This window comes from Microcoleus sp. K4-B3 (assembly GCF_036704615.1).
In the GTDB taxonomy this organism is placed as follows: Bacteria; Cyanobacteriota; Cyanobacteriia; order Cyanobacteriales; family Microcoleaceae; genus Microcoleus.
This window is the reverse complement of the sequence record NZ_JAUBSF010000091.1, coordinates 1-26,117: the sequence shown is the minus strand read 5'-3', so window position 1 is coordinate 26,117 and position 26,117 is coordinate 1. Positions and strand designations below refer to the sequence as shown.

The 26,117-nt window shown below is 46.3% G+C and carries 23 protein-coding genes; 15 read left to right on the top strand and 8 right to left on the bottom strand.

The features are described 5' to 3' along the window. Positions 1–299 precede the first annotated feature (299 nt). Complete coding sequence (locus QUA78_RS26780) at positions 300–5,642, bottom strand: AAA family ATPase (protein ID WP_333306276.1); 5,343 nt, start codon at positions 5,640–5,642, stop codon at positions 300–302. Positions 5,643–5,827: 185 nt separating this feature from the next. Here QUA78_RS26780 and QUA78_RS32985 point away from each other — a divergent pair, with 185 nt between their 5' ends. Beyond that, complete coding sequence (locus QUA78_RS32985; RefSeq protein ID WP_445302409.1) at positions 5,828–5,941, top strand: transposase-like zinc-binding domain-containing protein; 114 nt, start codon at positions 5,828–5,830, stop codon at positions 5,939–5,941. Between the two features lie 5 nt (positions 5,942–5,946). Here QUA78_RS32985 and QUA78_RS26775 read toward each other — a convergent pair whose 3' ends face one another. Further along, positions 5,947–6,096, bottom strand: a complete 150-nt coding sequence (locus tag QUA78_RS26775) for a hypothetical protein (protein ID WP_333306277.1) — start codon at positions 6,094–6,096, stop codon at positions 5,947–5,949. Between the two features lie 635 nt (positions 6,097–6,731). Continuing rightward, positions 6,732–7,124, bottom strand: a complete 393-nt coding sequence (locus QUA78_RS26770) for a hypothetical protein (RefSeq protein ID WP_333306279.1) — start codon at positions 7,122–7,124, stop codon at positions 6,732–6,734. Positions 7,125–7,627: 503 nt separating this feature from the next. On the opposite strand from QUA78_RS26770, the gene chlP reads away from it, so the two are divergent. Next, complete coding sequence (chlP, locus tag QUA78_RS26765) at positions 7,628–8,848, top strand: geranylgeranyl reductase (protein WP_333399112.1); 1,221 nt, start codon at positions 7,628–7,630, stop codon at positions 8,846–8,848. A gap of 129 nt (positions 8,849–8,977) precedes the next feature. Here the strand turns inward: chlP and QUA78_RS26760 are convergent, their stop codons facing one another. Next, entirely contained in the window at positions 8,978–9,520 is a 543-nt protein-coding gene (locus QUA78_RS26760; RefSeq protein WP_333304455.1) for a Dps family protein, read from the bottom strand. A gap of 356 nt (positions 9,521–9,876) precedes the next feature. On the opposite strand from QUA78_RS26760, the gene QUA78_RS26755 reads away from it, so the two are divergent. The 3 genes from QUA78_RS26755 (at position 9,877) to QUA78_RS26745 (ending at position 12,674) form a co-directional block, all read left to right on the top strand. Beyond that, the gene (locus QUA78_RS26755) at positions 9,877–10,122 is read left to right on the top strand and encodes an Asr1405/Asl0597 family protein (protein WP_333304456.1); all 246 of its coding nucleotides are present in this window, start codon (positions 9,877–9,879) and stop codon (positions 10,120–10,122) included. A 73-nt stretch (positions 10,123–10,195) separates the two neighbouring features. Continuing rightward, entirely contained in the window at positions 10,196–10,858 is a 663-nt protein-coding gene (locus QUA78_RS26750) for a (2Fe-2S) ferredoxin domain-containing protein (RefSeq protein ID WP_333304457.1), read from the top strand. Positions 10,859–11,342: 484 nt separating this feature from the next. Continuing rightward, positions 11,343–12,674, top strand: a complete 1,332-nt coding sequence (locus QUA78_RS26745; protein WP_333304458.1) for a hypothetical protein — start codon at positions 11,343–11,345, stop codon at positions 12,672–12,674. A gap of 38 nt (positions 12,675–12,712) precedes the next feature. Here QUA78_RS26745 and QUA78_RS26740 read toward each other — a convergent pair whose 3' ends face one another. Continuing rightward, positions 12,713–14,833, bottom strand: coding sequence for a flavin-dependent dehydrogenase (locus tag QUA78_RS26740; protein ID WP_333304459.1), 2,121 nt, complete (start codon positions 14,831–14,833; stop codon positions 12,713–12,715). A gap of 181 nt (positions 14,834–15,014) precedes the next feature. Here QUA78_RS26740 and QUA78_RS26735 point away from each other — a divergent pair, with 181 nt between their 5' ends. After that, the gene (locus QUA78_RS26735; protein WP_333304460.1) at positions 15,015–15,248 is read left to right on the top strand and encodes a hypothetical protein; all 234 of its coding nucleotides are present in this window, start codon (positions 15,015–15,017) and stop codon (positions 15,246–15,248) included. Between the two features lie 161 nt (positions 15,249–15,409). On the opposite strand, the gene QUA78_RS26730 is transcribed toward QUA78_RS26735, so the two are convergent. Together QUA78_RS26730 and QUA78_RS26725 are read right to left on the bottom strand one after the other, a co-directional pair. Then, positions 15,410–15,991 carry a hypothetical protein gene (locus tag QUA78_RS26730; RefSeq protein WP_333304461.1) on the bottom strand — a complete coding sequence of 194 codons (582 nt, stop codon included), beginning with the start codon at positions 15,989–15,991 and terminating at the stop codon, positions 15,410–15,412. Positions 15,992–16,250: 259 nt separating this feature from the next. Further along, on the bottom strand, positions 16,251–17,330 hold the full coding sequence (locus tag QUA78_RS26725; RefSeq protein WP_333304462.1) for a M23 family metallopeptidase: 1,080 nt from the start codon (positions 17,328–17,330) through the stop codon (positions 16,251–16,253). A gap of 160 nt (positions 17,331–17,490) precedes the next feature. Between QUA78_RS26725 and QUA78_RS26720 the strand changes: the two genes are divergently transcribed. Continuing rightward, a complete protein-coding gene (locus QUA78_RS26720; protein WP_333201246.1) occupies positions 17,491–18,192 on the top strand; it encodes a phosphatase PAP2 family protein in 702 nt (233 codons plus the stop codon). Positions 18,193–18,203: 11 nt separating this feature from the next. Here the strand turns inward: QUA78_RS26720 and QUA78_RS26715 are convergent, their stop codons facing one another. Next, positions 18,204–19,088, bottom strand: coding sequence for an aspartoacylase (locus QUA78_RS26715; protein ID WP_333304463.1), 885 nt, complete (start codon positions 19,086–19,088; stop codon positions 18,204–18,206). A gap of 264 nt (positions 19,089–19,352) precedes the next feature. Between QUA78_RS26715 and QUA78_RS26710 the strand changes: the two genes are divergently transcribed. The 8 genes from QUA78_RS26710 to QUA78_RS26675 all read left to right on the top strand — a co-directional run bounded on the left by QUA78_RS26710 (position 19,353) and on the right by QUA78_RS26675 (position 26,058). Beyond that, positions 19,353–19,691 carry a DUF433 domain-containing protein gene (locus QUA78_RS26710; protein WP_333304464.1) on the top strand — a complete coding sequence of 113 codons (339 nt, stop codon included), beginning with the start codon at positions 19,353–19,355 and terminating at the stop codon, positions 19,689–19,691. A gap of 379 nt (positions 19,692–20,070) precedes the next feature. Then, positions 20,071–20,226, top strand: a complete 156-nt coding sequence (locus QUA78_RS26705) for a hypothetical protein (RefSeq protein ID WP_333304465.1) — start codon at positions 20,071–20,073, stop codon at positions 20,224–20,226. 37 nt (positions 20,227–20,263) lie between these two features. Beyond that, on the top strand, positions 20,264–20,584 hold the full coding sequence (locus tag QUA78_RS26700; protein ID WP_333304466.1) for a DUF433 domain-containing protein: 321 nt from the start codon (positions 20,264–20,266) through the stop codon (positions 20,582–20,584). Between the two features lie 14 nt (positions 20,585–20,598). Further along, positions 20,599–20,973 carry a DUF5615 family PIN-like protein gene (locus QUA78_RS26695; RefSeq protein ID WP_333399113.1) on the top strand — a complete coding sequence of 125 codons (375 nt, stop codon included), beginning with the start codon at positions 20,599–20,601 and terminating at the stop codon, positions 20,971–20,973. 63 nt (positions 20,974–21,036) lie between these two features. After that, entirely contained in the window at positions 21,037–24,831 is a 3,795-nt protein-coding gene (locus tag QUA78_RS26690) for a leucine-rich repeat domain-containing protein (protein ID WP_333304467.1), read from the top strand. 66 nt (positions 24,832–24,897) lie between these two features. Then, positions 24,898–25,410, top strand: a complete 513-nt coding sequence (locus QUA78_RS26685; RefSeq protein ID WP_333304468.1) for a dihydrofolate reductase family protein — start codon at positions 24,898–24,900, stop codon at positions 25,408–25,410. 65 nt (positions 25,411–25,475) lie between these two features. After that, a complete protein-coding gene (locus QUA78_RS26680; RefSeq protein ID WP_190732840.1) occupies positions 25,476–25,811 on the top strand; it encodes a XisI protein in 336 nt (111 codons plus the stop codon). Positions 25,812–25,842: 31 nt separating this feature from the next. Then, complete coding sequence (locus QUA78_RS26675; protein WP_333399111.1) at positions 25,843–26,058, top strand: hypothetical protein; 216 nt, start codon at positions 25,843–25,845, stop codon at positions 26,056–26,058. Positions 26,059–26,117 lie beyond the last annotated feature (59 nt).

The following is a 26,117-nucleotide window of genomic DNA, read 5'->3' as shown; positions in this document are numbered from 1 at the left end:
ATCATTATTATTCCATAATATTTCTATCCCAAGAGGTATTGACAAAATCTACTCCCTTCTAACTTGTTACCAATGTGCTGTACTAGGCTTTTGACTAATTTTAGCTCATAATCTTACACACGCTCAGCACCGTCAGGAGCCAAAGTCTTTTGATGTAAGGGTTTTAGGCTTTTTCAGCAAGCCCTATATAGCAATCCTCCCATCATTTGTGAATTTCTTACGGACCCCCCGCGAGTTCGGGGAGGGTTGGGGTGGGGTAAAAAATTTACGACTCCTGCAAGGATCGCTATAGCAACCGCTTAATTTAAATTGTGTAGCCTGTCTTTGATTTTTTTGCGAGTCCCCAATGCAGACTGACAGCGTTCCCAATAAATTTTAGCAACGCGATCGCCCTGATTCTGACGCCAACACTCTGAAAACAGCCACGCCGATTCAGCCACATTCCCTTCTGAGTAAATGGCCAAAGCTTTTGCAAACAATTCCAGCGTAGCTAACTTGCCCTCTTTAATTTGCAGCGGGTCAGCATCAAACACCTCATAAACCGTCACAGCTTCGGATTTTCCCTTGACTTTTACCGTGTCTAGAGTGCGGATTGCGTACTGGGATGGATTTTTTAGGCGCGAATAAGTTGGCTGGGTAATTAACAGCGACACCCCATAATTTTTCGTCAAACTTTCTACCCTTGAAGCTAAATTCACCGCATCGCTGATTACCGTCCCGTCCATGCGATTTGGTCCTCCCACAGTTCCCAGCATCAAAGAACCCGTATTAATCCCAATCCCAATCTGAATCGGCGCACAGCCAGCGTTAGCGCAGTATTCATTGTATTCAGCGAGACGGTGCAGCATAGCAATTCCCGCTTTCACCGCATGATCCGCCTCACCGCTAAAAAGCGCCATAATCGCATCGCCAATATATTTGTCGATAAACCCCTTATTTTCATTAATGACGGGTTCCATGCGAGAAAGATAAGAATTGATAAATTTGAAATTATCCTCCGGCGTCATAGTTTCCGAAAGCGTGGTGAAGTCGCGAATGTCGGAAAACAACACCGACATTTCTAACTGCACTTGGTCGCCCAATTCCACATCAATGATGCTTGATTTCTCTAAAAACTGAAGGAATTGATGGGGAACAAATCGCTCGTAAGCTTTGTTGAGTTGAGCCAGCCTACTTTCATTTCCGCGTACTTCTGTATAAAGCTTAGAATTTTGAATCGAGATAGCCGCTTGTCCAGATAAAACTTTTAATATTTCCACTCTTTCTGGGGTAAAAGCACCCGCTGTCAAATTATTTTCTAGGTAAACAATACTAATGATTTGAGATTGATTAATCAGCGGCACACATAAAATTGATTTGGGCTGATGCTTTCGGATGTGGCGGTCGTTGGTAAATTGTCCCGATCGGGCAGCATCATCTAGTACCACGCTTTCTTGAGTGCGGCTCACATAATTGACAATCGCGGTAGAAAGTTCTTGACAGGTTTCAAAGGGGATTGACTGCAACACGGTGACGAGTTCGTCATCGATTGTCCCTTCAGCTTCAATGAACAGTTGTCCCTGGCTTAACAAAATCAGATAGCCTCGTTGCGCCCCTGCATTTTCCATCAAAATTTTCATCAAGCTAGACAGTAGCTTATCTAGCATAATTTCTCCAGAAATCGCCTGAGAAGCCTTCATAACTGCGGCAATATCTAGGTGATTACCCGAACCAGTCGTTGTCATTGCTACGGTAGTTTGAGTGTTGTTCCTTCCCGGTTGAGTTACCGCGAATAAGTGGGGATATCGCGTTTCTAAATCCGTTACCTTAGCAGTAGCTCCCCATTCAACATAACAATAATACGCCTCAAATATGTAGGCTTGAGCAACTTTTGTTTTGCCCCATTCCCAGTAGAATTTGGCTGCTAGTTCGTTTGCCAGGGCTTCGTCATTAACATATTTGTTTTCTTTGGCTCCTTCTATTGCGCGATCGTACATTTCAATCGCCTCGGCTTTATTGCCCAACACCCGTTGCCCTTCTGCTTCCACTAAATACCATTTATGCAGATAATTCATCGGAGCATTTTGCGCCCACTGTTGCAGCGTGCTTTGATGGGTTTCCACTAAGGAAATAATTTCAGTTTGCTCAATTGCTGGCTGTTCGGGAAAAAGTGCCAGGTGCGTCAGGGCGGCATAAAAATGAAAAATGGGAACAAAAGCCGATCCAGATACTCCCATCAAATACTGTTTGACTTGGGTAATGTGTTCTAGGGCAGCCGTGTAATTGCCATAGCAGTAAGCAAGCAGCAGTTTGAAGATGCAGGCACAGGCGATTGCCGTGAATTCATTATCCTCATAGTGCTTGGGAATCATCACCGTTTCATCGTAGGCAGAGCCTATTAACAAATCCGGCCGCATACGGGTTTCCCTCAAGTTTTGCACCGTCTGCTGAATCATATCCAAATAAACCCGAGCAGAATATTGTTTCAACTGCGCCATAACAGCCCTGTAACTTGCTATTTCTGGTTCCCAAGTGTCTAGTTCTACCCCAGCGAATAAATGAGTATAAAAGCAAATATATATGTTGTAGCCAGCGTCTACAAAGTCGCCTGTTTCCATACCAAACCTATAGCCTTCTTTCAGCGTCGGTATCGTTGCCAAAAGAGCTTCTTGGCGATGCTGAATCCAACCACCAAACAAAAGTAGAACTGTGGACTTGAATTCGGGCACATTCAACCGATCGAGCAATGAAAGTCCCAATTGCCCAAAGCCATAGCCCGTTTCCACCTCTTGTAAAAAGGCACAGAACACCATCCCGTGCATCGCATAACCCACCGTCGATGCGGGCGCATTCCCAAAGGAGAGCGATAAACTTACCATCGTGGAGCTCAGCAGGGGCAGCAAACCGGGCATTCCCTGGAAAACGGGTGGAAACAACATACCAGACAGTTGCATAGCTGCCTGAGTCTGTGGATTTGTCATCACAGGTAGGTCAACCAATTCCTCAATCTTTCTGCAGCCGAGGAGGGCCGCAAGGGCTTGTAGCGCTTTGCCAATCTTGGCTTGATCGGGTTCGCCAGGGAGTTCAATCCCCAATTGTAAAAGTGCGTCTCTTGCTACGGCGATCGTTTCTAACACCTTGCTCTGGGCTGTCTGAGCCGCAATTTTAATTTCGTAAATTTTAACTCGATCTAAAATTGTTTGGGCTTCTTGCAAAACCAGTGCTGCCATGTGTTCCATACCATCAAAGTCACCATTCAAATAGGCAATTTCAGCAGCAGCAACATAGAGATTTAGCGCCAATTCATATTGAGTTTGCCAGCATTGAGGTGTCAGCAGCTCAATTCCCGTTTGTAGATAGATATTTGCCGCAGCGTAGGCGGTAGAACTTCTGGCTTTATGTCCCGCTTCTAAGTTGAGTTGGGCTAAGGCTGAGCGTTCACTTAATTGATTGATTAACTCAATTCCTTTATTTAAATGCCCCACAAGATCAAAGAGTTTTTCTTCTGTTTCAGTGTCCGAAGAATTTTGTAGCAGTAACTGTCCGATTTTGAGATGAGTAGCTTGTTTTTGGTCGTCGGGTATTAGGGAATAAGCCGCTTGCTGGACGCGATCGTGCAGGAACTTATAAGTTGGATTAGCAACAGACTGATTCGGGGATAGATCATCTGCTTGAATGAAGTTATAGCCTTCTGAAATCAGTAAAATGAGTCCTTCTTGCAAGGCTTTCCACAGCGCTGATGCCGTTGGTTCTGGTAGTTCTTCGTTGACTATTGCCAATGTCTCTAAATCAAACTGCGCCCCAATGCACGCGGCAAGTTTGAGAACATCCTGAGTTTCGGCAGGCAACTTCTGCAATTGCGCCGCCATAAACTCCACCACATCCGAGGCATCGGCAAATGTAACTCGATCTATATCGCACTGCCAATGCCGTACATCCCAGTCAAAGATAATTTGATCGTCTTCATACAACGACTTGAGGAATTGAGTAGAGAAAAAGGGATTACCTTGGGTTTTTTGATAAACCAATTCTGTTAAGGGCCCGGCCAAGGATAAATTACAAATCAGCGTATCTGCTACCAACTGATTCAGATCTGTTTGGCTCAACGGTTCCAGCGTAATAGTGTTCACCGCTGCGCCCGACTTCACAATCTCATCCACCGTCAACATAAACGGATGAACAGGGGAGACTTCATTATCCCGATAAGCACCCAATACTAACAGATGCCCCCTATCCTCCATCAACAGTTGTAGCAATTTCAAAGATGCCGAATCCGCCCACTGCAAATCATCCAAAAATATCACTAAGGGATGTTCGGCAGTAGTAAATACTTGCACAAACTTTTGCATCAGCAGATTGAAGCGATTTTGCGATCCGCTCCCCGACAGTTCTAGCGCAGGACTTTGAGCGCCAATGATGCGTTCTAACTCAGGTATCACCTCAATCAGCACTTGCCCGCTCTCGCCTACTGCTGTGAGAATCAGGGTTTTCCATATGTGTAACTGAGCGTCACTTTCTGATAATAATTCCCCCATTAATTCCCGAAATGCTTGCACGAATGCACTGAAGGGGATATTGCGTTGAAATTGGTCGTATTTGCCTTTAATAAAATAGCCGCGCTGTCGGGCGATCGGCTTATGCACTTCGTTCACTACTGCGGTTTTACCAATCCCAGAAAAGCCAGCTACTAGCATCATTTCGGCACTAGCATTACGGACTCTTTCAAAGGCAGCTAATAGATTAAAAACTTCAGTTTCCCTGCCGTAGAGTTTTTCGGGAATCAGGAAACGATCCGTAATATCCCGCGTTCCCAATGCAAACTGATCGATATTACCCGTTGCTTGTAATTGAACGAGACAAGTGTCTAAATCATGCTTCAATCCCAATGCAGTTTGATAGCGGTTTTCCGCATTTTTTTCCATCATTTTACTGACAATTTGGGAGAGAATTCGGGGGATTTCTGGCTCGATTTGGTGCGGGGGTAATGGCTGTCTGGCAATGTGGCAGTGAACCAACTCTAAAGCATCTTCTGTTTCAAAAGGCAGCTTTCCTGTCAGCAATTCATAGAATGTGACGCCGAGCGAGTAAAAGTCAGTGCGGTAATCGAGAGCGCGGTTCATCCTACCAGTTTGTTCCGGCGATATGTAAGCTAAGGTTCCTTCTAAAATGTTGGGGTTTTTCAGTGTCGGTGTTTCTCTTTTTAACTGAGTAGAAATGCCAAAGTCGATAATTTTGAGCTGGCCGGTGGCTGGATTAAATACTATATTAGAAGGGTTAATATCCTTGTGTATGATATTGGCTCTGTGAATTTGCCCTAAAGTTTCAGTGGTGGCGATCGCGATTTGTAGAAACTCCTTGAGGCTAAACTTTCGCTGCTGCATCCAAATTTTCAAGGATTCGCCGCCAAAGTCCTCCACAAACATCACGAGGCTGTTTTGGTATTTTTGCAAGTCATAGACTCGCACGACTCCCGCCTCTTTCAACTCTTGGGTGATGCGGTATTCGGTGCGGTAGCGTAGCAATTCTTGAGGTGTGGGGTAGCTCTCTTTGAGAAGTTTGAGGATGAGCGGTTGGCGATCCGCTTCCCGAAGGGCCCGGTACACCAGAGAGTTAGCACTTTCGTAAAGCAGCTTCTGGACGGCAATGCCTGGAATGGACAGCATATTTATTTTTCTGGTAAAATTTAACGCGAAGTCAAAACACACTGGGTTCGTTGTGTCGAGAATAGCGCTTTAGAAAGCAACAAATTATGTTTTTATAACACACTCTTAGTTTTTCGGCAGCGAAGTGGCTTTCAGGTGGTCTGGCAGAGTAAGGGTAAGGAGTTATAATGCTACGTATCTAAGCCTTGTTAATTCTCAATTCCATAAATTGTCCCCCTTGCGGTTCTTCAAACATCGTTAAAAATGGCCGCACCCACAGCGGTAAGCAAAACTTTAAATGTATAGACGGTCACAGGTAGCTTGTTCAAAACCCCAGACATGAACCGATTTGAGAAGAAACCAAATAATTGATCGATCGGCTTTTATTATCAAAAATATCTTGAGCCGGGATTGTCAAAGTCACGGGGTGTACCCGCGCTGCTTGCAATACTCTGTCTTTTTCAACAATTAGCATCAGTCCTCCGGCAAGTTCAAGTAAAGTCAAAAAAACCAGGCAAACTAACAATCCAAGGTGATGAAATGTAGTCTTTCGTAGACCGTAAGGGTAACAAGCAGTGGAAAAAGCTGGCAATTGATGCCTTAACCAAAGAAATTCTAGCGGTTTATAGCAATCCTACATGAGTCGTAAATTTTTTACCCCACCCCTACCCTCCCCGAACTCGCGGGGAGGGAGTAAGAAATTCATAAATGATGCGAGGATGGCTATATATAGGAAGTCGAGTTGAAATGAGTGTTAAAGGTTTGTCGGATTCCCTCCCAGTAGTTGACAGACAATGTGCCGTCTATTATACATATTTTTTTTTCAGCCTATAAAAAAATTTTGCCTCGCCCGCGATACAAATCTGTCGGGAAAGATACGGGCAAAACTTCTGATATCAAAAAATGCAAGAACTCCCTGATGTACGGGAGATCTCGCTATTGTTGTAAGAAAGAGTCTTTCCTAATCTAAAAAGCTCTCCAATCGTGTGGGAGCCTTGTGGTATTTTATTCATCATTACAACGCTTCTTTACCCCTAAAAGGGTTGAGAATTTTTCGTTGCTATGCAGGAGTACCAGGGTTTGTTCTAATGATTTTGGAGAGTCATTTATCTACTTCCCCTTACCCTTGCGGGCCACAAACTCCCGCAGCCGCAGTAAACTAGCGGTTTGCCCCAAATTCAGCGGCAGCAGCGACACTCCCTCCAACCGAGACTGCACCCAACCGTCGCCCCAATACCACTCGTGAAATCCGTCAATTCCCTGACTCAATAACAGCCGCAGACAATTGTGCTCAGCAATATCAACGTGATGCTGAACTGCCACGGGGCCCAACCAACTCGTAAAGGTCAAACCTTGAGAAAATTCTTCTGGCAAACCGCTAGACAACTGCTGCGGCCACAACCACTGCTGCAATTGACTCGGACGCAACAAGCTGTCTCTAATCGCTGTTTCGGAAGCTTCAAGCTCAATCCGCAGCTTGCTTTGTTGAAAATTACCGAGCATAAGAATTTTAGATATAACTGCAAGTAACTTTAATGTAACTTATTGGACTGGTTCTAACCTATTCCGGGCGGGCTAGAAGCCCACCCCACAAGCAGAAAATTCAATCTTTGTGGAACAGGCCGGAAAGCCTGTTCAGTCTAGAAGCCCACCCCACAAGCAGAAAATTCCTGTGTTGTGGAACAGGCCGGAAAGCCTGTTCTGGGCGGGCTAGAAGCCCACCCCACAAGCAGAAAATTCCTGTGTTGTGGAACAGGCCGGAAAGCCTGTTCTTAGAAAATAGTGGAAAATGTTCGATCGCACATCACCGTCCATCCACCTTCATCTACACTGAAAGATTTAAGATATTCGATCGCGCCCCTCACCCCAGACCCGATTTTCGTATCGAACTGTTAAGCTCTGTTTCATTTCATTGAAATCTCCCCGGCTTCACGCCACCGCATCCAAACTCCGTGATACCATCACACCTGAGTAATGCCTATAGAAAAAAACTGGAGAGAAAAGCTTTGACACTAAGGGTTGCAGTAGTAGGTTCAGGCCCTGCGGGTTCTTCCGCCGCCGAAACATTGGTAAAAGCAGGAATCGAAACATACCTATTCGAGCGTAAATTAGACAACGCCAAACCCTGCGGTGGGGCGATTCCCCTGTGCATGGTCAGCGAATTTGACTTGCCGCAAAGTATTATTGACCGCCAAGTCAGAAAAATGAAAATGATCTCCCCCTCCAACGTCGAGGTGGACATCAATATTGAAAACGCACACGAATACATCGGTATGTGCCGCCGCGAAGTGCTCGATGGCTTCATGCGCGATCGTGCCGCTTCCTTGGGTGCAAAATTGATTAACGGCACCGTTCACAAATTAGAAATTCCCGGCAACAATACAGACCCCTACACTCTCCACTATGCCGACCACTCCGACGGCAGCGCCATGGGAACTCAGAAAACTCTGAAAGTCGATTTGGTAATTGGGGCTGACGGCGCTAACTCTCGCGTAGCAAAGGCGATCGACGCTGGCGACTACAATTATGCGATCGCCTTCCAAGAGCGCATCCGCCTGCCGGAAGATAAAATGGCTTACTACCACGACTTAGCCGAAATGTACGTCGGCGATGACGTATCTACCGACTTCTACGCTTGGGTGTTCCCCAAATACGACCACGTAGCCGTCGGCACCGGCACGATGAAAGTCAATCAAGCCAGTATCAAAAAGCTGCAAGCAGGCATCCGCGCCCGCGCTGCCAAAAAATTGATGGGCGGTGAGATTATTAAAGTGGAAGCTCACCCGATCCCGGAACATCCGCGTCCCCGCCGGGTTGTCGGCCGAGTTGCACTCGTAGGCGATGCTGCAGGTTACGTTACCAAGTCTTCCGGCGAAGGTATCTATTTTGCCGCCAAGTCTGGCCGGATGTGCGCCGAAACTATTGTGGAGATTTCCAATAAAGGCGCGCGCATTCCGACTGAAGAGGAAATCAAGCTTTACCTGAAGCGGTGGGATAAAGCCTACGGCATTACTTACAAAGTTCTGGACATTTTGCAGCGCGTTTTCTACCGTTCCGATGCGACTCGCGAAGCTTTTGTGGAAATGTGTGCCGATCGCGACGTGCAGAAACTCACATTCGATAGCTATTTGTATAAAACCGTGGTACCGGCCAATCCCTTCATTCAGATGAAGATTACTGCGAAAACCATTGGTAGCTTGTTGCGTGGGAATGCTTTAGCGCCTTAATTCCCAGCGGATCAAACGCACTTTGTATAAAAAAGCGGGCAGTCACAAAACTGCTCGCTTTTTTTTTGATCTAAGATAACGAACCGCGAAGGCGCTAAGGGCGCGAAGGAAGAGGAAGAAGAAGAATTGTTAGTTCAAGTTCAACTGCACTAAGGTATCGGGGGCGAGGAAGTGGGAAATGTGATAAGCCCGTTCCTCGGTTTTCAGCAGGATTTTTTCGTAGAGGTAGCGCGTAGCTCGATCGCCCAAACTTTCTGCTTGTCCTGCTTGACGGCGCAGCAAACCTATAATAGCTTGTTCCGCCGTCAAATCGTGTTCCAGCATTTGGCGGCAGGAATATACGCCGTCGGCTTCCGGCTCAAAACAGCACAGCTCGGCTAACTTGCTAAAGCTAGCTGCCGGTATGCCGCCCAACCCGTTTAACCGTTCGCCCAACTCGTGGACGCTATCTTGAGCTTCGCCGTAGCTTTCTTGAAAGAATTGGTGCAAGGAGTAAAATTCTGCCCCTTCCACCACAAAATGATGTTTTTGATATTGCAGGTATAGAGCCTGAAAACTCGCCAGCAGCGCGTTCATCCCTTCACAAACCGGTGCTGTGACTGAATGTTCCAACAAAATTGGGTTTTCAGCTATGTGGCCAAACGGCCTCAATGCACTCTGAGTCTCAGCCATGTGTGTTCTCCTCTCAATAGGCAGTTTTGTTGCCAATAGAGTCAGTCTAGCACTGTAAATTTACCAGTCAAGCAGCGTCTGCCTCGATAGTAGAAGATTTTGTATAGTAGGAAATTTTTTTTCTAAACCTATTGAGAATAATTAGCAGTTGGGTTATGCTTTAAAAAGATCCTCGTTCTGAACGCTTCCTGAAAGTGGGGCTAACCTTCAGAAGGCAGAAGGCAGAAGGCAAAAGGCAGAATTTTTCAGGAAGGGCTTTTGATAAGCCTTGATTTGATTGGGAAATCTAGCTTTTAACTTGGGCGGGCGATCGGTCAGGAGCAAAAATTAATGCAAATTATTACTGTTGTCCAAAAATGAATCCAGCAGATCCAGAATTAGAAGTTTGTGACATTGTGCAAGTTAGTTGGCTAGACAGGTGGCAAGTTTACAAACGCTTGCAAGAACTCGAAATTCCCTGCTGGTGTGCGGTTAACCAACCTTTGCGGGCAAAAGTCAACACTCTCAAACAAGCTGCTCAGTTAACCAGCGTGTTAAGGCAAGTCAGTGCCCCTCGGGGCGAACTGGTGCAGTGGCTGGAGTGCTGCTGGCAAATAAGCTAAAGGTAGAAGGAAGTTCGGCAACGAACAGTGTACAAGATGGAACGGATGTAACCGATTTAAAGGAGTCATAACAATGTATAAATCTGGCAAGCAAGTTTCCGAATTCAGTTTAGAGGGAGAAATCCTCGGCCTGATTATTGAAGATGGCTGCAAACTTAAATATTTGCGAATTAGTAGCGATCGCGGAGTAGAATATCTTGTTAAACTTTCCAAGGAATTGCGGTCATTTCTGTTACCTGTTTTGACGCCCGGGTTGAAAGTTCAAGTTGCAGGTGAGAAAGAACTCAACTTGAAAAACGGTAAAATAAAACTTAAAGCTCGCAGCCTCAAGCTGGCTCAGGGCAACGACGATCGCTCGCCAGAACTGCTCGACTCCACCAATGGGCCTGTTGCGGTATTGACATCGGACGATCGCGCGATCGGCAAAAGTGAATTCACCTCTCCCACAGCAGGTCAAACTGTAAAAGCTCCGGCAAAAACCCAAACCAAAATATTAGTATGTCAAAAATCAGACTGCCTGAAGCGGGGCGCTGGAGGAGTCTGTAAAGCTTTAGAAAATGCTTTGAATTCGCGCGGTTTAGAAGAGAAAGTGACAGTTCAGGGAACCGGATGTCTCAAACAGTGTAAAGCGGGCCCAAATATAGTTGTGATGCCGGACAAAACTCGCTACAGCCGCATTGCACCGGCAGAAGTTCCAGCAATCATTGACAAACATTTTGCAGTTGTTAAAGCTTAGGCGATCGCACGGATGCCGAAACGGTAAATTATACTATGTGAGATGAAAGAATTAAAGAATTGGGAATAACTGATTCTGTATAGATTTCGATGGCCCCCCTACAGTTGCATCATTTTTTGAAACTGCTATTAGACATGGGGAAAAATCATGTTGATAACTCGCGGCGAAAAACTCACATCCCCAGGGCGGTGGTGGGCGCATCTTACGCCTTAATTTGAGTTCCGGTTGTATAGCGCAACCGCCAAAACGCTTGGGACGTTCTTAATTGCTCAAACCCTTGATTTTATTGCTTCTTCCTTCTCCCTTCTTCCGACTTCCATCGGACTTCTTCATTCCCATATAGTTCGATCGCGCCACTCGATTCAGAGGCTATAGTCCCAAAAAATAGGAAAAATGACAAAAACTATCACTTAGGGGCTTCCTTCTGGAGAATGTATAAGGATAGACTGTATCTGAGACCCTGTGACTATTGGGATAAAAAGCCATGTCAGAAGCTGATCTTCGAGCCAATCAGCACCAACCGCACCCTGCTGTTCCATCCGATACCGAACCATTGCAGTCAAATTTTGCTGCTGCTGGGGGTTTTGAGCCGATCGCCCCCCATGCGACAGACACTCCCGCAAGAGTTCCCCAACAGCCAGAAGAAGACTGGCAAACAGTAGATTTTCCCAACGCGATCAGCGTAGATGCAATTCCCACAAAACCTGAAACAAAAAATTCGCAATCTCAGACACAGCCTACCGAGGCGGGCTCGCCCCCGATTTCAGATCGTCTAAAAAATCTGCTTAGCAATGCGGAAGAGGCTAAGGGCAAAGGATCGACCCCAGTCACCCTAATGCAAGCGCTGCACGAATGCAACCGCGACCTTTTGCAGCGCCTCGCCCAGTTAGAAACAGCTCTCGAAGAGTCCCAAAACACCTTGCAGAACCGCGAAAGTTTGCTAGAACAGCGGACAGCAGAACTCGAAAATACTCAAGAACAATTGACGAGGCTGTTTGGCAAAGTGGAAATTTCCCATCAAACCCTCCAAGGTCAAGAAATTTTAGTTGAGAGTTTAAGAAGTCATTTGGCAACCAGCCAAGCCAGGCTAGCGGCTGTTGAGCGAGAATGTGCGTCTACTGTGCAGCGCTACAACGAACAGTTACACCAGCTAGTAACCACAGAAAATCTTTGCAGGGAACTTCGATCGCGCTTGCACCGCCAGCAGCGCCACACCCTGCAATTCAAAGCTGCCTTGGAAAGAAGTCTGGAGATGCCGCAAAAGTCACCGATTATCTACCCGCCTGACAATGCAGAGGATACCGCCAGCGCGCAATTAGAATCTTTGCTCGCCGCGGTTAAAAGCTCTCAGGTTCCGCTGCCGCCAGCTTTGAACGCTTCCCCCGTCCAACCTTGGTCGGAACCAGCACAGCATCCAGAGGCAGTGGCTGCTTCCGATGCGATCGAGCCTGAATCCCCAGCCAATCTGGAACTCAACAAATTAGCCCAAGTATCCGTCATTCAATTGCAGGAGAGCGAAACCTACCAGCCTCAGGAGCAGGCAACTGACTCTGCCGAAGCGGTTGCGGAACCTGAAGTGCCGGTGGCTGAGTCTGAACCCGAAACTGCTGCTGTCAAATTAGGCAGCCCAGAATTGGCACCGGTTGTTCAAATTTTGAATTCAGTTGAAACCTTTGGCATTCAAGAAGTGCGATCGAGTGCGGCCAAACCTACAGCAGTCGCACAACCCGACTGGCTAACCTTGATTGCCAGTCCGCTGCGGCCTTCTAAAAAACGTCGATCGCTAGCTGAAATTGAATTGCCGAGTTTTCGATAGCGCACTGAAGTTGGTAGTTTTGACTCAAAACTCAAAACTCAAAACTCTTTTCTCCCCTTTCCCATGCCGTAGGTGAGAGCATAACTGCTAGTCAACAGCCACAGCCAAACACCCGGATACCGGGGCTCCAACCAAGGCTGTACCCTGCGGGCGAAGCTGGGAAGCCATCCGAACAGCCAACTGGCGAAAGCCAGCAGAGTAAAATTCAAGTAACTTCCCAGCCAGCGCCAAATATCCCTCAAGGTGACAAAATCTAAAATCCACAATAGGAGAGAAGGGTTTTTCCCGGCTGCTTCGATCGCCAGTCGATTGAAAGTTAGCCAGTCAGTTCTGTCTTTAATAAAAGTTTCGGCTACGGCGAGTTTTTGTCCTGCCAAAATACCGAAAAAGGTATTGAGAATTGAATTAATTCTTTGGGGTGGCAAACTGCTCCCGGTAGGAACCATCATGCCTTTAGAAAATAGCCAAGTTACTGAAACATTGCTCTGGTAGGCACGAATTTGGTTTAAGTGATTTGCAGTCAACAAATTGTGCTTTAATGCTGTATCCAAAAGGTCAGTTAAGCGAAAAAGATTGCGGACGAGGGAGCCGAAGCCGGTGAAAACGAGAGGAGATTGCAGGGATGCTGCGTCGCCGATCGAGATTAGGCGATCGATCGCCACGGCTCGATCGCTGCTGTTAGTGCTAAAATGCCCGGGAATATAACCAAAAGTCGGCTTTTTCCACACCAATTTATCGAGATCGCAGCGGCGGTATTCCGGCAAAATTGCGAAAAAATCCTCGTACATTTCCAGCAAAGAACCGGGATTCTCTGGATGTACTTGGTGGTAGTGAAATAGATAAACTGTAAGTTCTCCGCCAGCGCCGGGAAATAACTCCCAAATGAGCTGGCGGCCCCGGGAAATGTCGCCGTGACTGTAGAGCACATCCCCGTACTCAGAATCCCAAACCCCAGGCTCAAATCCTCCGTCTATGACTGCTCCCACCGTCGGACAAACGCTCTCAAAAGCCCGCCCTCCGTTCAATTGCCAAGCGATGGGAGAAGCCGAACCCATTGCATCGACCAGCAGCCGTCCTAATGCTGTGCGATCGGCTTTGGTGGGCAAGTGGCGGCCCTGAAATACTACTTTTTCCGCTTCGACATCAGCTCTAATAAACTCAGTTTCATCCCATATTTCTCCGCCAGCTTCTGTTAGCTTAACTCCCGCCAAATAGAGAAGTTTTTCGCCGTCCAAAGCTACATTTAGCACCTTCGGCGTGTGCAGAACAGGTGCTTGAGCAACGGGCGGATTGTTAGCATCAAAAAACTTGTTGTAGCCATCTTTGTATTCTCGGGCAATCAAAGTTTCGATTTCCGCAGCAGTAAATAAACCCAAATCAATTAAGCTTTGAATTTCGTCGCGCGAAATATTCCACTCGCGATTCATCCGCCCGAAAGGCATTCGCTCAACTAGCAGCACTCGGTAGCCCAATCTCGCCATGACTGCGGCGTGAATCACTCCCAATGCCCCGCCAATATAAATTAAGTCGTAAAAAGTATCGCCAGAATCGGACACCGAAATTTGGCCTTCTTCCCTCTTCCCTGTTCCCTCTTCCTTCAAAAACACTACTTGTTTTGGCGTTTGAGGATGGCGAGTGCCTTCGCGCCAACGCTGCTCCCACCAGTAGACGCGTTTGAGGTCGTATTCGCCTTCAGGCATTTTTTGGAAGTATTTGACTGTCAGGGGGTAATAGGGGGCAAGAGCGTCAAAAATTGACTGTTTGGAGAGGTCTATGACAGGGGGTTCCGGGTAGCGATCGGGGAACTTGTTTCTCACAGCAAGATTCAGAGCTTGCAGGAACTTTCTTTCTCCAACCGGCGCGTCTTCTAGACGAAAGACTTTTAAATAAGTTGTGCGTTGTACTGACCAGACAAAGAGGGAAAGTTCTGTCGATCGGGAATTGTCGTTTTCTGAATTGGTGTTAACGAAAGCGGGTTTTGGATTGGCATTTTGAGTTCCAGACAACACAACCTCGGCTGCTGTTGCGGTTGACAGCAGCCGAAAACCGTCAGGAGTAATAATTTTTTCTCCGATTCCGGGATCGAATTCCTGCTGCAACCAAGTGCAGACGGCTGCTGTATCCGGTGTCGGGACTTCTAGATAAAGAATTTCTTGCATGATTAGGGTCTCTATTCTGAATCAATTAATAAAGATGAGGGAGTTGACAAGGGAGCAAAGTAAGTTATACTCCCGAATACTTATTTAGTTTTAAATAAGTTTACAGTGTTCTCAGATTTTTAGCTGATTAGCCGGAAGCCTTACAGCGGCTGAATATCTACTCCCTTCGGTATGCACTCCTATGAATTATCCCATTCCTACGAATCCTCAAGAAATGATTGCTTTGCGACAGCAGCCGCTGAATGAAGAATTGGTGGCGTCGGCGATCGCGGGTGTGATTCAAATAGCTCGATCGCGATCTCAGTCTTTGGATGACTTGAAGGCTGAAGTGCTGGCGGACGACAACATCCTCGATTTGTCTCAAAGGCTCTGGCTGAGCGATATTGTCACTCAAGCTTGGGACAATTTGCCCTAAAAAATTGTTAAAATGACAACCACCCTCTCCAACGCGAGGGTTCGACGGGAAGGAGGAGCGATCGAGCAGGCGACAGCAAGAAAAATGAAAGCTACACTTTCCGGTAGAATCTGCGATCGTGAAAGAATTATTGAGCAAATTTCAGAAATTGGCTCCCTGTTTCACAGGTTAGCTGCATCGATCAAATATTTTAAGATGCCAATAATTTTACTGATATTATCAATATAATAATCATTTAAATCAACTTCCATAATTTGATTGCTAAGTCGTAAAAATTTCCAATTTGTCCCGGTTGTGACCACCCCATATATTGCGGAAATATTATTGTTTCTTCTTTCATTAAAAATTTGAGCGGCAATCATTTCTGCCATACATTGTGGCAATCCAGCTTGGATATTATCATTTTTAGCTTCTACTAAAGCGACAACCGGAGCTTTAATTAACAGTTGTTCGGGAGAACGACTAATCAGAAAGTCACAAAAACCAGTCAATCCTTTTTCTAAATCTACATTAAACTCTTTTCCTGAAAAAAAGCTAATTTGGTACTGAAACTGCTTTCTAAGTTCTACTAAAATAGGTGTAACAATTAATTCTGAGCGAGCTTTTTCGGTATTAATTGCTAAAGCTAAAGAAATGTTTTCTTGCAGAGTTTGACTGAGAAGCTCGCTATATTCAGCTTCTGGCAAACTGGAAAAAAGACCAACTTTGTCAGCAATGGTTATGCCAAAGTTAGTTTCAATCATTTCTAGGTTTGTGAATTGACTGTATGACATTTTTGTACGATGTGAGGAAAGATTAACTATAAAAAATGATAAAATATTGTTGTTATTTTAACATATTTGATGGTCGTTTTCAAAGGGGATGTGGTATGACAGTCCTGGACGCAGTGGTATTGAGAAACGGGGTTTGAGGGACGAAAAGACGCGTTCGGGTTCGCAGCTTCGGTAAAAAACCCGGTTTCTAGGCCCCGATGCGTCCGGGACTATATGAGTAACTTGGCGGCTAACGCAACTCAACTTCTCGCTTGACTTCTGCCAAGACTCGATCGCCCCGCGTCAACCGGTATTCGGCCCGCCAAACTCCGGGAGTCAGAGGAGAATTTGTACTGTTTCTTTTGCCGACATAGCCCAACCAAGTACGGCTGGGGGCTTTAATGTCATTGGTTTGATCGGCGATGGTTGTGCCGTTGGGTGCCAATAATTTGTATTGTTCCCGATCGCCCTTGAGCACTCCGTAACTTTGCACCCAAAACAACAAAGCTGGACTGTTTGCAGGGAGTTTAGTCTCGGAAAATTGTCCTTCCCAGACAGCGTTGATATCTGGTGGCTTATTGGCAAAACCGGCCCGAATTAAACCTGTGGAAATATAGTCTAGAGGCTTGTCCCAAATGGGATTGCGGGCGATGTTGCAGCCTACCTTCGCGTCGGGGCCGACAAACGGATCTACGGGTTTGCCTTGATAGCGAAAAGTTACGTGTACGTGGGGGAAAGATGCCATCCCAGAGTTTCCCACCATGCCCAAAACAGTGCCTTTTTCTACCTGCGTACCGGGTTTGACGGCAACGCTGCCTTTGCGGAGGTGGCAGTATTGGGCTTCCCAGCCTGCGCCGTGGTCGATTACCATGCCGTTGCCGCATTCTGTGCCTGCGATGTTGGCTTTGTCTGTATCGTTCTGTAAACGCCGATCGACCACACCATCTCGCGATCGCAAAACTTTGCCTGCTGCGGAGGCAATAACTGGCACTCCTTTTGCCATTGCTTTGGCGTCGGGAATCGCAAAGTCTGTACCGTCGTGCCCGTCGTAAGTTTGACGCCCGCAGCCAAAATCGACGGCGGTGGGGCCGGGTTCTCGATCGAAATACAGCAATACAAAACAGTCTTTTCCTAGGGTACAGCCGATCGGCTGACCGAATTGCGGGTTGTTCGGCTTTTGGGCGACTGCAGAAGAGACGAGACGCTGGGCGATCGTGTGGGCTTCGGCGATCGGGGCATTAACTCCGGTTGTGCTCGCACAGCTAGACAGACTTGTCAACCCCACGGTCAACAAAATTGCAGAAAGGTATTTTTTTGATAGTATAGTCATTCGCCCGTTGGATGTAAAAGCTGAGGTGGGTAGTGAAAAATCAATTAATGATTCAGAATAGAGGGGATTAAGAATCTAGACGATCGGTCAGGCGTTTTCGTTTCCTATATTTGTTGTATTATTTTGAGTTGGAAATTTAAAATTTTTAATTAATTTAAGAATGCGTTCTAAAATTCGATCGCTCATTTCGATAATTCGGCTGGCCGGGCTTGCTGTGGCGGCTTTGGCGATGTGGGGATTTGCCACCATTGCCGAAGAGGTGTTGGAAAAAGAAAGTTACGCTTTCGATACCTCTATTTTACTAGCTCTGAGGAAATTGCACACTCCGCTGGGCGATCAAATAATGCTGGGCTTTACCTTTTTGGGCGAGCCGAACTTGCTGCTAGTGATTTGTCTGATGTTGGGTATTGTTTTGCTGGCGCGCAATCACCGATCGGAAGCTACAACTATTGCGTTCGCGGGTGGGGGGGCGATCGGTTTAAATTTACTGTTAAAAAAACTTTTTGCCCGCGCTCGACCTCAACTTTGGGAGCGCGTTGTTGATGTGAAATTTTACAGTTTCCCTAGCGGGCACGCGATGATTTCAATGGTTATTTACGGTTTGCTAGGATATTTTTTGGGTGAACGCTTTCCCAAGCAGCGCTGGTCGATTTACAGCTTGACAGTTGTATTAATTGCTGCTATTGGTTTGAGCAGACTTTACCTAGGAGTTCACTGGCCTACCGATGTTATTGCTGGTTATACGGCTGGTTTGGTGTGGCTGATTACCTGTATTATCACTTTGGAAATATGGAAGGAATTGCGTTCTTTGACTACGGCTTCTAAAGAGGAGTTTTTGTCACCTGAAAATTCTCAAGAATAATTTTTAAATTTCTACTCAAGACTGACTGTGAGCTTTTCGGTAAAACACATGGCAATTCCTTTTTCGTAGTAAGCTGCCTCGTTAATAAAAATGGGATAAACAGTTGATTTACCTTCATACAAGACCGACTCACCATCCAAGGTCAAAAACATCGGATCGCCGGGATTCAGGGCTTGATAATCTCTGGATTGCAGATGAGGATGAATCATTGCCTGAATTTCTCTGTTCTCGTTTCTGGGATAGTCGATCGCCCCAATGGTGTGATAAATAGTCAGGGGATTATTGGCAGCAGGCATTGTGCCTTGATTGTAGGCTTCTACGCAGTCTAAGATCGTGCTAACTACTTGCTCAGTTTGCTGAAATAAAGACGCATCTAATACGCCTTGCGGGACTGCACCCACCTCCAGCGTACCGCCTAATTCGGAAAGCGATCGCAGCAAAGGACTATCATGATTCTTGGTTGTAGAAGCGAGTACCTTGAGGTGGGGATACACTGAGGTTAAATAAGCTGCTAGTTGCAGGTTAAATGGATGATGGCTGGCGAGAATAAATGTTAGCCCCATGTTGGACGTGGTGCTGTGCAAATCGATAATTAAGTTGGCCAGATGAGTGTTTTTTGAGCTAAAAATGCCGTAGATTTCTTTCGCCCGCTGGGCTTCATAGCTGGAGAGATGGGGATTTTCTAAATCTTCCTGTCGAAAGCAGCGGTTGAGGTCGATATCGACGTAGCGTGTCACGATTTCGCAAGCTTTGGGATTGGCTAGCAGAGTCATAGTTTCAAAAGTCGATCGCCCAATTAACTCTGGCGCGCGATCGAATTTCTTCACGAGGTAAATTCCTGTGAGTTCGTTTCCGTGGGTTCCTCCCACTATGGCAACACGTTTAATTTGGTTCATAAACAAATAAGTTCCTATCCCCAGCCTATCACCCTTTGTCATCTCTTGGTAAAAAACATGAGATTGAGGTTTATTAAGTGTTTATATTTAGATTAGCTAAAGTTTAAGTAGGTATCACGCAGAACTGAGAAACCAGGTTGATCGGGGTATTTCTCGTCACTAGATAAAAAAATACGATCGCCACCGCGAACAAATCGATCGCATGATTGTTTCCGATCAAACCGAATAGTAGAATAGTAGATAGCTAAAAAAGGGATTTTAGATATGGGACTGAATGAGTATTTTGATTTCTTAGCACCCGATGATATTCGCATTAAAGGACATCGCATCGGCATTGAGACGGTACTGTATGAGTATCTTTATCGGGAACGCACCCCAGAAGAAATTCAGCAACTCTATCCATCTCTAACTTTGGCAGAAGTTTATACGACTATTTTGTATTATTTACAAAATCAAGAATCAGTAAGTAGATATTTGCAAGATTGGTTGGAATGGTCGCACCAGCAGCGAAAGATCCAAGTAGCAAATCCCCATCCGGCGACAGAAAAATTGCGAAAATTGAAAGCTGAACGGGAAAGAAAATCTGTTATCCAGGGTGCTTGACCGAGGGCCCTCAAATATTTAAACGAATACCAAGACCAAATAATTCATCTTCCTTTAACATAAATCTACTAAACAAAAAATGTGTAGCCTTTTTCCTCTCCAGATTCCTCGCGGGTAGTAAGAAACCGGGTTTTTGCTCAGAAGACCCGTTACAGTCGTAGAAACAAAAAAAACCCGGTTACGAAGGTTTTGATGCGTAGGCCACGGAGGACACGGCAATGCCGTTTCCCTACCCCAAAATAATCGACGATCGCCCTCCCTCGGATATAATCATCGCCAGATTAATTGTAGGGAAACGGCACTGCCGTGTCCTAATTCCCCCCCCACCAAACGAAAAATCCTGTAACAATAAAATGAATCCTACCGAGAGACAAAGGATATGACGCCAGAGGAGTTGTTGCAGTTTATCGACAAAGCTGCGGATGAGGGCCAGACAGAATTGGATTTGGCGGGGTTCGAGGAATTGCCGCCACAGATTGGCAAGTGCGCTCCGTTTGAGAGGTTGGTGTTGGGGAATTTTGCTATGATAGTTTGAGCGATCGCACTATTATATATTCCGTAAATTACCAGCTATGAACATTCAGTTGGTTGACTCCTTAATTCAAGTCATTGAGTCGCTGACACCTGAAGAGAATTTGCTATTCCAAGAAAAACTCTCGGCTAGGGCGATTCAGAGTACGCCTGGAGTCTGTGGAGAAAATGCCCGGATTCGCAACACCCGGATTCCTGTTTGGACACTGGTTTCGCTTCACCAACAGGGGGCTGATGAGGCTGAGTTACTTCGGAATTATCCACTCTTGGAAGATCGCGATTTAGAGAATGCTTGGCGTTATTACGATCGCCACCGGGAAGAAATCGATCGCATTATTGTTTCTCATAAAACCGATGATTGAAAGGGTGAGGCTGTATTAAGAGTGAAAATTTCCCGATCGCAATGGTCGAGCATTTGCGTAGCCTTGACTGTGATGTTTTAACTTCCTATGATGCTGGTCAAGCGAATCAAGGGATTCCTGATGACGAGGTTCTCCGATTTGCTACTGAACAAAATCGGGCGGTAATTAGCTTCAATTGCGATGATTTTGTGGCGCTACACCGTCGCAGTGAACATCATGCAGGCATTATTGTGTGTAAAGACGATCGAGATTACTTGGGACAAGTTACTATTCTTCATGCCTATCTTCAGGATGTTGATTCGCTGTTCGATCGCCTGATTCGCATCAAAAAGCAGAATCAGCCTGGGTTGAGTCATCCGGTTTTTGTGGTTCAAGAGTACGGGCGATAATTCCCCCCCACCAAGCGAAAATTCCTGTCACAATAAAATGAATCATACCGAGAGACAAAGGGCATGACGCAAGAGGAAGCAGTGCGGCGAATTGACCAAGCAGCCGAGGAAAAATTGCCGGAACTGGATTTGTCGGGGCTGGGCTTGGAGGAATTGTCGCCGGAGATTGGCAAGTGCACGCAGCTTGAGACGTTGGTATTGGGGAAGGTAAATCACTGGGCACGATGGGCTAATGGTAAAATTACTCCGCACCCGACTACAAATAAATTGACCTCACTGCCAGAGGAATTGCGCTCGCTGGGCAATTTGCGATCGATTAACCTCTGTGGCAATCCATTCGGAACGATGCCAGAATTGCTGCTGGACATGAAGCAATTAGAGAGTTTAGATTTAACCAGTATTGGTTTAACAGAAATTCCAGATGCGATCGGCCAACTGTCCAATCTGAGACAGCTTGTCCTCTGGGACAATAAGATCATCCAAACCCCAGATGCGTTAACAAAGCTTTGCGAAACGATCAGTCAACTGCCCAATCTGACACGGCTTGACCTCAGTGGCAATCAGATTATACAAATCCCAGATGCGCTCAGCAAACTATCAAATTTGACATCGCTGGTCCTCAGAGGAAATCAAATCACCCAAATCCCAGATGCGCTCAGCAAACTATCAAATTTGACATGGCTTGACCTCAGTGGCAATCAGATTATACAAATCCCAGAGGCGTTAGCAAAGCTTTGCGAAACGATCGGTCAACTGTCCAATGTGACACGGCTTGACCTCAGTCACAATCAGATCACCCAAATCCCAGATGCGATTGGTCAACTGTCCAATGTGACACAGCTTGACCTCAGCTTGAATCAGATTACCCAAATCCCAGAGGCGATAGCCCAACTGTCGAATCTGTCACAGCTTAACCTCAGTCAAAATCAGATCACCCAAATCCCAGAGGATCTCGGGCAACTGTCGAATCTGACAGTGCTTGACCTCAGTAGCAATCAGATTACCCAAATCCCAGAGGCGTTAGCAAAGCTTTGCGAAGCACTCGTCCAACTCCCGAATCTGACAGTGCTTGACCTCAGTAGCAATCAGATTACAGAAATTCCCGAAGCGATCACGCAACTGTCGAATCTGACACGGCTTGACCTCAGCTTCAATCAGATTACCCAAATCCCAGAGGCGATGGGCAAACTGTTCGATCTGTCACAGCTTAACCTCTGGAACAATCAGATTACCCAAATCCCAAATGCGATCTGCCAACTGTCCCATTTGACAGAACTTTCTCTCGGCAACAATCAGATAACAGAAATCTCAGATGCGATCGCTCAACTGTCGAATCTGACAAAGCTTTCCCTCAGTCATAATCAGATAACAGAAATCCCAGAGGTGATCGTCCAACTATCCTACCTGAGACACCTTCACCTCGGTGACAATCAGATAACAGAAATCCCAGATGCGATCTGCCAACTGTCCCATCTGACAGAACTTGACCTCAATGAGAATCAGATTACAGAAATCCCAGATGCGATCGGTCAACTGTCCAAACTGACAGAGCTTAACCTTAGTCGCACTCAGATCACCCAAATCCCAGAGGCGATTGCCCAAATGTCGAATCTGACACAGCTTTGCCTCAGTGACAATCAGATTACAGCCATCCCAGAGGCGATCGCCCAACTGTCCAATCTGAAACAGCTTGACCTTAGAAACAATCAGATTGAAAAGATTCCCGAATGCTTAGAAACACTGTCAAAACTTGAAACACTCGACCTCCGCTGCAATCCCCTGCCCATTTCTCCAGAAATTCTAGGGCCGACTCAACAGTATAAAGACCCCGGTACTCCCGCCGCCATTTTCAACTACCTGCGCCAACTCCGCAGCGGCGAAGTTCTCCCCCTCAACGAAGCCAAAGTCCTCCTCGTCGGGCAAGGCAGCGTCGGTAAAACCTGCCTGATCAACCGCCTCATCCACAACAAATACAACCCCAACGAGCCCCAAACCGACGGACTCAACATCACAGACTGGAAAATTACAGTCAACACCAAACCCGTCAAACTCAACGTCTGGGACTTCGGCGGACAAGAAATCTACCACGCCACCCACCAATTTTTCCTCACCAAACGCAGCCTCTACCTCCTCGCCTGCAACTGCCGCACCAGCGAAGACGAAAACCGCCTCGAATACTGGCTGAAACTGATCGAAAGCTTCGGCGACGCATCCCCCGTGATCATCGTCGGCAACAAGTGCGACGAACAACCCCTGGATCTCAACCGCAAAGCCTTGCGCGACAAATATCCCAACATCAAAGCGATTCTCGAAACCTCTTGCCAAAGCGGAACCGGAATCGACGAACTCCGCAGCGCCATCCACACCGAAATCTCCCAACTCAAAGAAGTCTACGATCTTTTGCCGCTAAGCTGGTTCCAAGTCAAGCAGCGCCTGGAAAACCTCGACAAAGACATCATCAGCATCAGCGAATACGCTACCATCTGCGCCACAGAAAACATCTTTGAAGAAACCGACCAAACCCAACTGATCGGACTGCTGCACAACCTGGGCATTGTCCTCAACTTCCGCGAACACCCCATCCTGCAATCCACCAACATCCTCAATCCCCACTGGGTGACAGAAGGCATCTATGCCCTCCTCAGCGACGACGCACTCAAAGTCAAAACCAAAGGCATTCTCTCCTACGCCCACCTCAGCCGCATCCTAGATTCAACTAAATATCCCAGCCAGCGCTACCACTGCCTCACTGGGTTGATGGGCGAATTTGAACTCTGCTTCCCCGTCAGCCATTGTCCCGCGCCGACTTTCCTCATCCCCGGTATTTTGCCCAAAGAGGAACCGGAAAACACCAAACTCCAAGGCGAAACCCTGGAATTTCAATATCACTACCGCATCCTCCCCGACAGCATCCTCTCGCGCTTCATCGTCCTCATGCACGAGAAAATCCACAACTGCACCCACTGGCGCACGGGGGTAATGCTGGAGTACAGGGAAGGCGCTGAGGTGTACAACATCGCCCGGATCAAATCTGACCCGGAAGATGAGAAAATCTTTATTGCCGTTAGCGGGCGGGAATCGACGCGACGTTCTTTCCTCAGCATGATTCGCGATACGTTTACCAAAATCCACAATTCTTTTGCCAATCTGGAAATCAGTCAATGGGTGCCGGTTCCCGGTTATCCCGATGCCGATCCGCTGGATTACGAGGAATTGCTAGGGCTCGAGGAGATGGGCGAGACTAAGGTTCGGATCGGCAAACTTAAAAAGAGTTGGGATTTGCGGCCGTTGCTGGATGGGTATGAGCCGATCGAACTTCGGCGCAGAAACCAAATGGGCGATCGAGAAATGGAAAAATACGGAAGAGAATATGACGACCTTGTAGATATCGCTAAACGAGCTGTTAGTAGACCAATTATTAATAAAGCCGAAGCAAAAATGACTCAAAATTCTTCTGAAACCAACAACTTTCAAGGTGCTTTTCAAGGTTCTAACTTTTCCGGCAATATCGGCGGTTCGTCGAACAGTGCCGAAGTTGGTGGCAATCAATCCCTGCAAAACAATAACGCCAATACGGCAGAAATCCTGAAACTGATTTCATCAATGCGTGAAACCGCCGATCAGTTTCCCGAAGACATCCGCGATGAGATAATTATTGATATTGAAGATGTCGAAGCCGAAATCAAAAAACCGGAAAGCCAATGGAATAAAACCAAATTAAAGAAAAGGTTAACAGCTCTTGTAGCGGCGGGTACTGCGATCGCAATTCCGATCGCAGGAATGACTGATTTTGCTGATAAGGCGATCGATGTCAGCAACAAACTGGGTATCGAACTCAAGCTACCGTCAGGACGCTAAATCATTTAAAATTAAGGTGATTGGGGCGATTATCGCCCCAATCATTCCCAAAACCTCGGTGTTGCTATGCGGAAAATTGTACTATTCATTGCATCTAGTCTGGACGGTTATATCGCCCGATCGAACGGCGATATTGACTGGCTGTTTACAGACCAAAATTACGGTTATACTAAATTCTTAGATAGCATCGATACGGTTCTCATGGGTCGGAAAACTTACGAACAAGTTCTAACTTTTGGCGAGTATCCGTACCAGGAAAAAAAGAGTTATGTTTTTACTAAAAATCTCGATTTTAAAGCAACTCCGGATGTGGAAGCGGTAACAGATTTAGAGAGCTTTGTCAAGGATTTGCGCTTGCTTGACGGCAAGAATATTTGGTTGGTAGGAGGTTCACTGCTGATTCGCGATTTCCTGAATCAAAATTTTGTCAACGAAGTGATTCTCTCGGTGCAACCGATTATTTTAGGCGAGGGAATCCCTTTATTTGTTAATCCCATAAATACTACAGCTTTGCAGTTAACTGGATGTCAGACATACAGTTCTGGTATGGTTCAGTTATCTTATGATATCGCAACTTGAGGGCGCGCCCAATTGCTTAGTCGCTTGCAAAAATACTGTCAGTTGGTTATCAAAATAAGTTGGTAATGGAAAAATTAAGCAAATATCGGCAAATTGTGCAGCAAATGTTACTTGAGTACGGCAAGCGCAAACCTGCTCACGGAGACATTGAAGTCGAGACAATTCTTGATACAGAACGAGATCATTACCAAATCTTTTATGTGGGCTGGGACAAGCAGACTAGGGTGCATCACTGTAGCATTCACATTGATATCAAGGGCGGGAAAATTTGGCTTCAATGGAATGCCACTGAAGATGATATTGCTGAAGATTTAGTAATAGCCGGAGTTCCCAAAGAGGATATTGTTTGGGGATTTCAGCCGCCGTTTATGCGAAAGTATACGGGTTATGCAGTAGAATAGATCGCAGATGATGAAATGTGTTTGCTACTTTTTGTTATTAATATCTTTTTTCTGGGTCGCGCTTCCTGCTGATGCCTCTGTATGCCGCAATTATCAAGGACGCGAGATTTGCATTGTCGATATCAAACGCAGTGCGAAAAACTATTGGGAATACAGGGTAATTCTCAGTATTGATGGAGTTAAACAGCCTCTGGAAGTCTACAATTGCCGCGATCGCACTACAGTTAAGAACTGGAGTTTAGACTAAAAAATGGTCACAGCTAAAAGTAGCTGCCTTTTAACAGAAGGCAAGCTGTTGCTCAAAAA

Bases quoted from the DNA above. Each gene is read 5' to 3' on its own strand.
- QUA78_RS26780 (WP_333306276.1), bottom strand. From the start codon at position 5,642: ATGCTGTCCATTCCAGGCATTGCCGTCCAGAAGCTGCTTTACGAAAGT.
- QUA78_RS26775 (WP_333306277.1), bottom strand. From the start codon at position 6,096: ATGCTAATTGTTGAAAAAGACAGAGTATTGCAAGCAGCGCGGGTACAC.
- QUA78_RS26770 (WP_333306279.1), bottom strand. From the start codon at position 7,124: ATGCTCGGTAATTTTCAACAAAGCAAGCTGCGGATTGAGCTTGAAGCT.
- QUA78_RS26760 (WP_333304455.1), bottom strand. From the start codon at position 9,520: ATGGCTGAGACTCAGAGTGCATTGAGGCCGTTTGGCCACATAGCTGAA.
- QUA78_RS26755 (WP_333304456.1), top strand. From the start codon at position 9,877: ATGAATCCAGCAGATCCAGAATTAGAAGTTTGTGACATTGTGCAAGTT.
- QUA78_RS26750 (WP_333304457.1), top strand. From the start codon at position 10,196: ATGTATAAATCTGGCAAGCAAGTTTCCGAATTCAGTTTAGAGGGAGAA.
- QUA78_RS26745 (WP_333304458.1), top strand. From the start codon at position 11,343: ATGTCAGAAGCTGATCTTCGAGCCAATCAGCACCAACCGCACCCTGCT.
- QUA78_RS26740 (WP_333304459.1), bottom strand. From the start codon at position 14,833: ATGCAAGAAATTCTTTATCTAGAAGTCCCGACACCGGATACAGCAGCC.
- QUA78_RS26735 (WP_333304460.1), top strand. From the start codon at position 15,015: ATGAATTATCCCATTCCTACGAATCCTCAAGAAATGATTGCTTTGCGA.
- QUA78_RS26730 (WP_333304461.1), bottom strand. From the start codon at position 15,991: ATGATTGAAACTAACTTTGGCATAACCATTGCTGACAAAGTTGGTCTT.
- QUA78_RS26725 (WP_333304462.1), bottom strand. From the start codon at position 17,330: ATGACTATACTATCAAAAAAATACCTTTCTGCAATTTTGTTGACCGTG.
- QUA78_RS26720 (WP_333201246.1), top strand. From the start codon at position 17,491: ATGCGTTCTAAAATTCGATCGCTCATTTCGATAATTCGGCTGGCCGGG.
- QUA78_RS26715 (WP_333304463.1), bottom strand. From the start codon at position 19,088: ATGAACCAAATTAAACGTGTTGCCATAGTGGGAGGAACCCACGGAAAC.
- QUA78_RS26710 (WP_333304464.1), top strand. From the start codon at position 19,353: ATGGGACTGAATGAGTATTTTGATTTCTTAGCACCCGATGATATTCGC.
- QUA78_RS26705 (WP_333304465.1), top strand. From the start codon at position 20,071: ATGACGCCAGAGGAGTTGTTGCAGTTTATCGACAAAGCTGCGGATGAG.
- QUA78_RS26700 (WP_333304466.1), top strand. From the start codon at position 20,264: ATGAACATTCAGTTGGTTGACTCCTTAATTCAAGTCATTGAGTCGCTG.
- QUA78_RS26690 (WP_333304467.1), top strand. From the start codon at position 21,037: ATGACGCAAGAGGAAGCAGTGCGGCGAATTGACCAAGCAGCCGAGGAA.
- QUA78_RS26685 (WP_333304468.1), top strand. From the start codon at position 24,898: ATGCGGAAAATTGTACTATTCATTGCATCTAGTCTGGACGGTTATATC.
- QUA78_RS26680 (WP_190732840.1), top strand. From the start codon at position 25,476: ATGGAAAAATTAAGCAAATATCGGCAAATTGTGCAGCAAATGTTACTT.